Raw genomic sequence first — 6,122 nt, 5'->3', positions numbered from 1 at the left:
CTGGTTTTTTATATGTAGGTAGCCCAGCAAAACAAGCTCGCCCATTAACAGAGCAAGAGCTGAGCTTTTTAAAAGTGTCTGCTGATAATTACGTGCAGCTTAAAGATGAATACTTAGCTGAAGACGCTAGTTAATTTAACTAACTAAACTCACTTCTATTTGACCTGCCGAGTTATAGCATTCATCTTCGATAAGCTGCTCGGCACGTTCTTCATAATCAAAACGGTATTGCTCAAAATAACGCGTTGCATGACTCTCATCGGCTAAATTTAAACTACTGACAGCAATCACACACTCAACTAGCATGCCATTTACTTGTGCAAAAAAAACTAATTGATGAGTTGGCTCTCTAAATTCGAGTCGATCTATAAACTGTATTGCTTGATTCATTTAAGCACTCCCTGCTTTAGTGCAGTAATAACAGGAACAATCTCAGGCATTTTATTTCGCCATACATAATAAGCTTGGGCGGCTTGCCCTACTAGCATACCACTGCCATCTAATAGCTTAGCTGCTTTATTGTGTTCGCTGACCCAATTCATGAATAGCGTATTTTGCGTGGCGTAAAACATATCATAAGCCATTTCACATGTGCTTAAGTGCTTTTCGCTTAACGCAGGTAATTCGTTATTCATGCTGCTCGAGGTTGAGTTAATAACTAAATGATAATCAGTAAAAGGAAGGTCGTCAAAACCATATCCCGAAACATTGCCATGCCCAGTAAAGAGCTTTGCCAATGTTTGGGCTTTGTGTACTGTGCGATTAACAATAACTATCTCTGCGGGATTTTGCTCTAGTAAAGGTAAGATCACTCCTCGAGCAGCGCCACCCGCACCAATGATCAACAGGCGTTTACCTGTTATCGTTATTTTATTGGTCAGTAAGTCGTTAACAAAACCAGTGCCATCAGTGTTATCACCGAGTAAACTGCCATCATCGCGCTTTTTAAGGGTGTTCACTGCGCCTGCCAGTTTAGCAACTGGGGTGAGTTCATCGGCTAAAGCAAAAGCCTGCTCTTTAAAAGGAACAGTGACATTGGCGCCTTTTCCCCCTTGCTCAAAAAAAGCAGCGACTGTTTTTTCAAATCCATCGATAGGTGCTAATATTGCGCGATAGTCGATTTGCTCTCCCAATGATTTTGCAAACTGCTGATGAATAATGGGAGATTTTGAATGTTTGATTGGATTTCCAAAAACCGCATATTTGTCCATTTTAAACAACCTCTTCGCAGTTTTAGTACTGCCTATTAACGATGATAAATTTATGATTAAAAGACTCTTTTCAAGATCAAAGCCGTCTACAACTACGCAAGCACCTACGCCAGATAAAACCCCGTATGAAATCATTGGTGGAGAAGCCCCCACGCGTGCAATTGCCAATAGATTCTACGATATAATGGCCAGTGATGAATACGCTAAACCGTTATATGATATGCATCCTCAACCATTAGACAGAATTCGCCAAGTATTTTTTGAGTTTTTATCCGGTTGGCTTGGTGGGCCTGACCTATTTGTAGAAAAACACGGCCACCCGATGCTGCGTAAACGTCATATGCCGTTCCCTATTGATCAAGACTTACGTGATCAGTGGATGTATTGCATGAATAAGACCTTAGATATAGAAATAGATAACCCTGTGTTACGCGAAGGCTTACGTCAGTCACTGGCTCAGCTTGCCAGCCATATGATTAACCAGCATTAACCTACCTCGTTCTTTAATTGGGGATTATTTGCGCTAAGTCAAAACCCGCTTTTCTAAAATATAGATAATACCCTATCAAATAATTAGAAAAGCGTGGCACGTGTGAAATCAATCCAACATAAAATTTATGCTTTATTAGCTCTAACTGGCGTTATTGTATTGATAGCCAGTATTTTTAGTAGTGCTAGCCAACAACGCACGCTCGCCCAGGATACGGTGGCAGAAAACATTAAGCTGCTTGCCGATAATTATTTTGATTCAATAAACACCATGATGCTAACCGGTACTATGGCTAATCGAGAATTATTGAGCCAAAAGTTACGCAAACATCCTAATATAGAAGATGCTCATATTATTCGCTCCGATATAGTTAATAATCTGTATGGTTCCGGAAATAAAAACCAAACAGCAAGTAATAACAACGAACGCGAAGCACTAAAGGGTAAAGAAAGCTTATTTATAGAGCAAAACACCGATAGCCGCAGTATGACCTACCTACGTCCTATGTATGCTAGCTCTGATTATAAAGGTACTAACTGTTTAGGCTGCCACCAAGCGCAAGAAGGCGATGTACTAGGCGTGGTAAAAATTAGTTATTCCTTAGCTGATATTGATAATGAGGTAACTTACAACACCTTAGTAACCACCAGCCTACTTTCTACTATTTTTATTATTGCCTTTGTGCTGCTAGGTATAGTGTTTAGAAAAATATTTATAGTGCGCCTTAAAAAGCTCGGCCATGCAATGCACTTAGCTACTACCAATAAAGATTTAACCTTACGCATTGAAGATAACGCCGAAGATGAACTCGGCTGGCTTGCCACCAGCTTTAACCAAATGATTGCTACGTTTAAAGATAACATTGCACAGGTATCTCACTCTTCAAAAGTGCTTATTCATTCAGCAGAGAAAATTTATACCTCGGCCGATACCACCGAACGCGCTATTTTAGAACAAAAGAAAAGTACCGACTCGGTAGCCGCAGCAATTAATGAACTAGAAAGCTCATCCAATGAAGTAAGAAACACCACCCATTTTGCTCAAGAAAAATCTGAGAACAGTAATGAACTAGCACAACAAAGCATGCAGGTTGCAGAGCAAACCGAACTCAGTATTAATCAATTAGCAGAAGATGTACGCCAAGCGGCAGATCAAGTAAGACAGCTGCAAGAGCAAACGCTTGAAGTGGGAAAAGTACTTGAGGTGATCAGCAGTATCGCCGAGCAAACAAATTTATTAGCGCTTAATGCTGCCATTGAAGCTGCCCGTGCAGGTGAAGCTGGCCGAGGCTTTGCCGTTGTTGCTGATGAAGTACGTACTTTAGCAACTCGAACTCATGCATCTACTGATGAAATACGTCGCACCATTGATAAGCTGCAGTCAGAAGCCGCGCAAACCGTTAAAACCATGGGGGAGTCCTGTGCAGAGGCAGACGAAAGAGCGCAACAAGTACAGCAAGTTGCACAAGCTTTAAAAGATATTTCAGGGCAAATGAATGAAATAAATGAGCTCAATATACAAATAGCCGATGCAACAGAGCAACAAAACCAAGCTGCTGAAGAAATAAATATAAGTGTTGTTGGTATTAGCGATAACGCCGAGCAATCATTAGTGGATGCCGATGAAAATCAAAAAGTCAGTGAAGAGTTACTCAACTTAGCTCGCTCGTTAGATGAGCAGGTACGCAGTTTTAAACTTAAGCGATAATTTTAAAAGCCAGTCAATAAGCCGTTTATTGACTGGCATATCATTCTTAGCCCAGTGCTAACCAATCTCGAGGCTTTAAGAAATCTTTATATAGTAATGCCTCTGCGCTGTCTTCGGCTGGGGTATAGTTATACTCCCAACGGGCTAAAGGTGGCATCGACATTAAAATAGATTCCGTACGGCCACCGCTTTGTAAACCAAACAATGTGCCACGGTCCCAGACTAAATTAAACTCAACATAACGACCACGGCGGTATAATTGGAAGTCACGTTGTTGTTCGGTGTACTGATCGTTTTTACGACGTTCAATAATAGGAACGTAAGCATCTAAAAAGCCATTACCCACCGATTGCATAAATGCAAAGCTTTGCTCAAAACCTAACTCATTTAAATCGTCAAAAAATAAGCCGCCTACGCCGCGGGTTTCATCACGATGTTTTAAATAAAAGTATTCGTCACACCATTTTTTATATTTTGGATAAACATCATCGCCAAATGGCTGACACACATCGTGCGCAACTTGGTGCCAATGCACTACATCTTCAAGTACAGGGTAAAACGGGGTTAAATCAAAACCACCACCAAACCACCAAATCGGTTCTTCACCTTCTTTTTCGGCAATAAAAAAACGTACATTGGCATGGCTTGTTGGTATATGTGGGTTTTTAGGGTGAATCACTAACGATACACCACACGCATGAAAACTACGTCCTGCAAGCTCAGGTCTATGTGCAGTGGCAGAGCCCGGCATAGAGGCACCAAATACATGAGAGTAATTAACTCCCCCTTGCTCAATCACATTACCATTGGTAATAACGCGAGTACGACCACCGCCGCCCTCTTCTCGCTGCCAGCTGTCTTCAACAAATTGTGCTTTCCCATCTGCTGCTTCTAAGCCTTGGCAAATGGTATCTTGCAAAGCCATAAAGTAGGCTTTTACTTGTTTTAATAATTCGCTTTGCATAGTTAACCTCTGAATATATTGCCTGTTGTGGCATCTTTAATGGTGCTTGGTTGTGTATTACCACCTAATGGTTCATCAACATAAAAACTAACCTGATCTGCAAACTGCTGCTGCGCCTCAATAATACTTGTTACCGTTGCTTGACCAGTTAAATTTGCACTTGTTGATACCAATGGTTTACCAAACTCTTGGCATAAACGTTTAACTGTAGGATGGTTAGTTACTCTCACTGCAATAGTATCAAATTGCCCTGTTAACCACTTCGGCGTGGTTTTAGCTGCAGGCATAACCCAGGTAATAGCACCAGGCCAACTTGAAAAAATATCAGCGCGTTTGTCCATGGGCAACTTAGCGTCATCCACGTACTTTAATAATTGCCCGTAATTGTCAGCAATTAAAATAAGCCCTTTTTCAACTGGGCGTTGTTTAATATCAAGTAAACGCTCCACCGCTTGTTGATTATCAGGATCGCAACCTAAGCCATAAACAGCTTCAGTTGGGTATAAAATAACATCGCCTTGTTCTAAGCTTGTTATTGCAGCAGATAAAGAAGAAAGGTCAGACAAAATTGTCTCCAGAGATATTTATGTTATTCAGTGGCAGCAAACTTATGCATACAGCTTTTTTGTGGGCATTGTAACACAACACCACTCGCGGCTTTTTTTTCAGTAACAACTGGCCAGTCACATACAGGACACGCTTGAGCTACAGGTTTATGATTAAGCGTATATTTACAGCTTGGGTAACAGTCGCAGGAATAGAATACTTTACCAAACTTATTACTGCGTGAAACTAAATGCCCTTTTTTACATTTAGGGCAACTAATCACAGGCTCTTCACTTGGCGTATCGTCATGCTCACTGGCAATATAATGACATTCAGGGTAACCGGTACAGCCAATAAACATACCGTAGCGGCCATTTTTCACCACCAGCGGCTTGCTACACTCTGGACACTCGCTGTCCTCAAGTACTTTTATTTCATTGCTATCATGATGTGCAAGCGGGCGAATAAAATCGCACTTAGGGTAACTAGCGCAGCCTAAAAAAGGCCCAGATTTACTATTACGAATGACGAGTTCTGAACCACATTGCGGGCATATATCATATTCTTTTTCTAAGGCGTGTTTATTGGCCGAGAAAAGTGAATGATCGATTTTACTCATGTAAATCCTAGTGGTTGGTGAATTTTCGCCTAATATACCCAAAACCCTTAAAGATACAAGCTATGGCAGTCGGTTTGTTAACGCTGAAAATAATAAAACACCCAATAATGGTTAATGTAACACTTCGCTAGGCTCATCAAAAATAAGATCTTCCATTTGCTCATACGCCTGCTGAGAATCAGGGGCATTGAATAACACCATCAAAATTAACCATTTTAAATCTTCTAAAGTAATGGCTGAATTATCAAGCGCCGCCAAACGATCCATCACCATTTCACGAGTGGTGCTATTAATAACGCCGGTTTGTTCAACAAACATTAAAAAGCCACGGCATTCAGTATCAAGAACTCGACACTCGCTATCGGTAAAGATTCGCACTGCATGCTGCTCAGTGGCTAATAAATAAGGCGACTCATTACTATATTGTAATGCGGCAAGTTGATCTAACCAGTCAATAGCTTTGTTTATTTCCGGCTTGTTAAACCCAGCGCGCAGTAGCTCATCAGTAAGCTTACTTTGCTCAACAAAAACATCGCTTTCGCTGTGAACATAGTTTTCAAATAAATACATAAGAATATCAAACAT

The 6,122-nt window shown here is 40.9% G+C and carries 9 protein-coding genes (1 of these 9 only partly in view); 3 read left to right on the top strand and 6 right to left on the bottom strand.

Translation table 11 applies throughout. From position 1 onward, the window contains the following. Positions 1 to 134 carry the 3' portion of a gamma carbonic anhydrase family protein gene (locus FHG08_RS03860; protein ID WP_138609086.1) on the top strand. The gene continues 406 nt to the left of window position 1, outside the view, so the window shows 134 of its 540 coding nt (coding positions 407–540); its start codon lies off the left edge, out of view; the stop codon is at positions 132 to 134. 1 nt (position 135) lies between these two features. Here the strand turns inward: FHG08_RS03860 and FHG08_RS03855 are convergent, their stop codons facing one another. Continuing rightward, entirely contained in the window at positions 136 to 390 is a 255-nt protein-coding gene (locus FHG08_RS03855; protein WP_008467093.1) for a DUF1488 domain-containing protein, read from the bottom strand. Further along, positions 387 to 1,211, bottom strand: a complete 825-nt coding sequence (gene aroE, locus FHG08_RS03850; RefSeq protein ID WP_010392772.1) for a shikimate dehydrogenase — start codon at positions 1,209 to 1,211, stop codon at positions 387 to 389. Before aroE ends, FHG08_RS03855 begins: the two co-directional genes overlap by 4 nt. A 52-nt stretch (positions 1,212 to 1,263) precedes the next feature. Between aroE and FHG08_RS03845 the strand changes: the two genes are divergently transcribed. Both FHG08_RS03845 and FHG08_RS03840 read left to right on the top strand, forming a co-directional pair. Then, positions 1,264 to 1,701 (top strand): group II truncated hemoglobin, encoded by a 438-nt coding sequence (locus FHG08_RS03845; protein WP_010392770.1) that lies wholly within the window; start codon positions 1,264 to 1,266, stop codon positions 1,699 to 1,701. Positions 1,702 to 1,803: 102 nt separating this feature from the next. Further along, entirely contained in the window at positions 1,804 to 3,408 is a 1,605-nt protein-coding gene (locus tag FHG08_RS03840) for a methyl-accepting chemotaxis protein (RefSeq protein ID WP_178954466.1), read from the top strand. A 46-nt stretch (positions 3,409 to 3,454) separates the two neighbouring features. Here the strand turns inward: FHG08_RS03840 and hemF are convergent, their stop codons facing one another. From hemF to FHG08_RS03820, 4 genes are all read right to left on the bottom strand, one after another. Next, positions 3,455 to 4,372 carry an oxygen-dependent coproporphyrinogen oxidase gene (gene hemF, locus FHG08_RS03835; protein WP_178954464.1) on the bottom strand — a complete coding sequence of 306 codons (918 nt, stop codon included), beginning with the start codon at positions 4,370 to 4,372 and terminating at the stop codon, positions 3,455 to 3,457. Positions 4,373 to 4,374: 2 nt separating this feature from the next. Beyond that, a complete protein-coding gene (locus FHG08_RS03830; RefSeq protein ID WP_178954462.1) occupies positions 4,375 to 4,938 on the bottom strand; it encodes an L-threonylcarbamoyladenylate synthase in 564 nt (187 codons plus the stop codon). Positions 4,939 to 4,961: 23 nt separating this feature from the next. Further along, positions 4,962 to 5,537, bottom strand: a complete 576-nt coding sequence (locus tag FHG08_RS03825; RefSeq protein ID WP_178954461.1) for a type I DNA topoisomerase — start codon at positions 5,535 to 5,537, stop codon at positions 4,962 to 4,964. A gap of 111 nt (positions 5,538 to 5,648) precedes the next feature. After that, positions 5,649 to 6,122 (bottom strand): DUF494 family protein, encoded by a 474-nt coding sequence (locus FHG08_RS03820; protein WP_010392756.1) that lies wholly within the window; start codon positions 6,120 to 6,122, stop codon positions 5,649 to 5,651.

This window comes from Pseudoalteromonas sp. Scap03 (assembly GCF_013393115.1).
Lineage (GTDB): Bacteria > Pseudomonadota > Gammaproteobacteria > Enterobacterales > Alteromonadaceae > Pseudoalteromonas.
Note: the sequence above shows the minus strand (reverse complement) of the source record. Positions and strands in the feature narration are given on the sequence as shown.